Annotated in this window: 4 protein-coding genes; 3 read left to right on the top strand and 1 reads right to left on the bottom strand. The window is 37.7% G+C overall.

Features of this window, described 5'->3' with window-relative positions; genetic code table 11:
- Positions 1-157: 157 nt before the first annotated feature.
- From EI164_RS15595 to EI164_RS15585, 3 genes are all read left to right on the top strand, one after another.
- The gene (locus EI164_RS15595; RefSeq protein WP_192520889.1) at positions 158-1048 is read left to right on the top strand and encodes a substrate-binding periplasmic protein; all 891 of its coding nucleotides are present in this window, start codon (positions 158-160) and stop codon (positions 1046-1048) included.
- Between the two features lie 131 nt (positions 1049-1179).
- A complete protein-coding gene (locus tag EI164_RS15590; protein WP_192520887.1) occupies positions 1180-2064 on the top strand; it encodes a substrate-binding periplasmic protein in 885 nt (294 codons plus the stop codon).
- An 83-nt stretch (positions 2065-2147) separates the two neighbouring features.
- Entirely contained in the window at positions 2148-2363 is a 216-nt protein-coding gene (locus EI164_RS15585; protein WP_192520885.1) for a hypothetical protein, read from the top strand.
- Position 2364: 1 nt separating this feature from the next.
- Here EI164_RS15585 and EI164_RS15580 read toward each other — a convergent pair.
- A partial coding sequence (locus tag EI164_RS15580) for an integrase core domain-containing protein (protein WP_192520616.1) occupies positions 2365-2612 on the bottom strand: 248 nt, incomplete at its 5' end.

Raw genomic sequence — 2612 nt, 5'->3', positions numbered from 1 at the left:
AATTGTTTTATGATATTCATCCAAAACATAACTCTTTTGTAGTGCAGTGACTATACTATATATTGTAACTATTTAATTACAATTGAATATTTTTCGAAGTTTGATGGCGTTAATGTGTTTTTTGAGTAACTAACAAATTTATATCTAAGGATAGATTATGAAAAAGTTGTTTAGAGTGTTTCCAATCGTATTAAGCGTTGGTCTATTTGGATGTGGTAACTCTAATAATGCTCCAACTACCCAAGAGGCTGCTAGCGAAGGTAATACGAAAGTTACTGAAAATAAAGAGGAGTTTGTTAGTAATCTGCCGGACGATGCGCCAGTAGTGAAAGTTGCATCTGATACAGACTTTGCGCCCTATGACTTCAAAGATGAATATGGGAATGTCACAGGTTTTGATATAGAGCTTATGCAGCAAATTGGTGAAGACCAAGGCTTTAAAGTCGTGAATTATGGTGATCGATGGGAAGAAGTGTTTGTTAATTTAGATAATAAAGAACGCGATATGGTTGTAGCAGCAGTACCTTACAGTCCTGAGCGTGATAGCAAGTACTTATTATCAGAGCCATATGCGCCACTGCCTTCTACACTTTTGTACTTGGATGACTCAAAAAATATCACTTCGCTAGATGACTTAAAAAACTTAAAAATTGGTGTGCTTGATGAAACAGTACAGTATGAGTATTTTAGCAGTGACAAAGTCCAAGTTGAGTCGGTAGAACCTTACATAACCATTTTTGCTGCGATACAAGCGATGGCACAAGGCGAGGTGGACGCAGTGGCAGAGGATGCAGGTGCGCTACGTTACATGATGAAAGATTTCGCTGATCTTTCTCCCAAATATTTTGATTATGAAGACATTCATGCAGACAGTGCTTATAAAGTGTTAGTAGTGGACAAAGACCAACCAGAGCTACTTGAGAAAGTTAATGCAGGGCTAGAAAGTCTTAAAGAAAATGGCACTTATGCCACATTGACGACTAAATGGTTTGGTGAAGATTTGACTCAAGCTGTCTCAGAACAAAGAAAGCCAAAGTCTACCTTTTAAAAATATGAAAAACATAAGTATAAATTAAGATAAGACGTTATAAAAAAAGTGCTCAGGCAATTATGTGCTGAGTGCTTTTATTTTACTTATTTTTTAAGACGAAAAAACTTTCTAAACCCCAAGGATAAAGAATGAAACAGTTATATCGGGTACTGCCAATCGTACTCAGTGTTGGATTATTTGGATGTGGTAACTCTAACAATGCTACTAGCACACAAGAGAGTGCTAGTGCTAATACTCCAACAGTGCAAGAAAACAAAGATGAATTCGTTAGTAATTTACCTGATACAGCGCCAGTTATTAAAGTTGGTACTGAAGCCAATTATGCTCCTTATGAGTTTAAAGATGAATATGGAAACGTAACGGGTTTCGACATAGAACTTATGCAACACATTGGTGAAGATCAGGGTTTTAAAGTTGAATTTTATAACGATCCTTGGAAAATATTATTTGAAAACTTAGATAATAAAAGTCGAGATATGGTAGCAGCGGGTTTAACTTATAGTAGCGAGCGCGCCAGTAAATATCTGCTTTCAGATGTCTATGCACCGCTTCCTAACAGTCTTGTATATTTAGACGATTCATTAAACATTAAATCATTAAATGATTTGAGTAATTTAAGAGTCGGTGTGTTGAGCAGTTCAGAGCCTTATGAGTACTTCGCACAAGGTAACTATGAGCTAGGCTCTTTAGAGCAATATCCGACTACGTTTGCAGCAGTAGAAGCGATGGCACAAGATAAGGTTGATGCTGTAGTGGATGACTCTGGTGTGCTGCGCTATACGTTGAATGATTTGCCAAGTCTGCAGCCACAGTATTTTGATTATGAAGGTGTCAAAGCAGATGGTGCCCGTAAGGTGTTTGTAGTTGATAAAAACCAGCCTGAGTTGCTCAAAAAAGTGAATGCAGGCTTAAAAGATCTAAAAGAAGATGGTACATACGCAAAGTTGACCACCAAATGGTTCGGTACAGATTTGACTAATGCAGCTTTAGAGCAACAAGAAATGTTGCAGTAGCCTCAAGTGTAGTCATTATGGAACGTATTATTTTTAAATAAACAATGAGTATGAATTTATCTATACATTAAAAGGAATATGCTATGACTGTATCAATTCAAAATGGTAACTCTCGTTACCGTGGTTTGATTCTGTCGATTGCTGCCTTCTTGGCATTGATTGGGGTGTTACTCGCCTTTACTTTTTATACTTCAAGTGTTCTTGAGCGCAATACCACCCTAGTAAATATATCGAATAAAACAGCCAATAATGCTCAGGCTATGAACCGCCCCGACTATATCGGAGAGTGGATTGCTTGAGTCAGGCAGCTTTGTCTGACTCACAAAGACTATCATAGTATCGTCTCTCAAACTCAAAAGGCGACACATAACTAATCGTACTATGAATGCGAGTTTTGTTAAACCAATCGACCCATTCTAGGGTTGCTAATTCAACATCACTCACACCTTGCCACTGCTGTTTTAAATATTCAATCACCTCCGTTTTATAAAGTCCGTTAACCGTTTCAGCCAACGCATTATCGTATGAATCACCTGTCGTGCCAACAG

This window comes from Psychrobacter sp. FME13, assembly GCF_014861395.1.
Taxonomy (GTDB): domain Bacteria; phylum Pseudomonadota; class Gammaproteobacteria; order Pseudomonadales; family Moraxellaceae; genus Psychrobacter.
Note: the sequence above shows the minus strand (reverse complement) of the source record. Positions and strands in the feature narration are given on the sequence as shown.

What these genes read in the sequence shown, in the direction of transcription:
- EI164_RS15595 (WP_192520889.1), top strand. Translation starts at nt 158, where the DNA reads ATGAAAAAGTTGTTTAGAGTGTTTCCAATCGTATTAAGCGTTGGTCTA.
- EI164_RS15590 (WP_192520887.1), top strand. Translation starts at nt 1,180, where the DNA reads ATGAAACAGTTATATCGGGTACTGCCAATCGTACTCAGTGTTGGATTA.
- EI164_RS15585 (WP_192520885.1), top strand. Translation starts at nt 2,148, where the DNA reads ATGACTGTATCAATTCAAAATGGTAACTCTCGTTACCGTGGTTTGATT.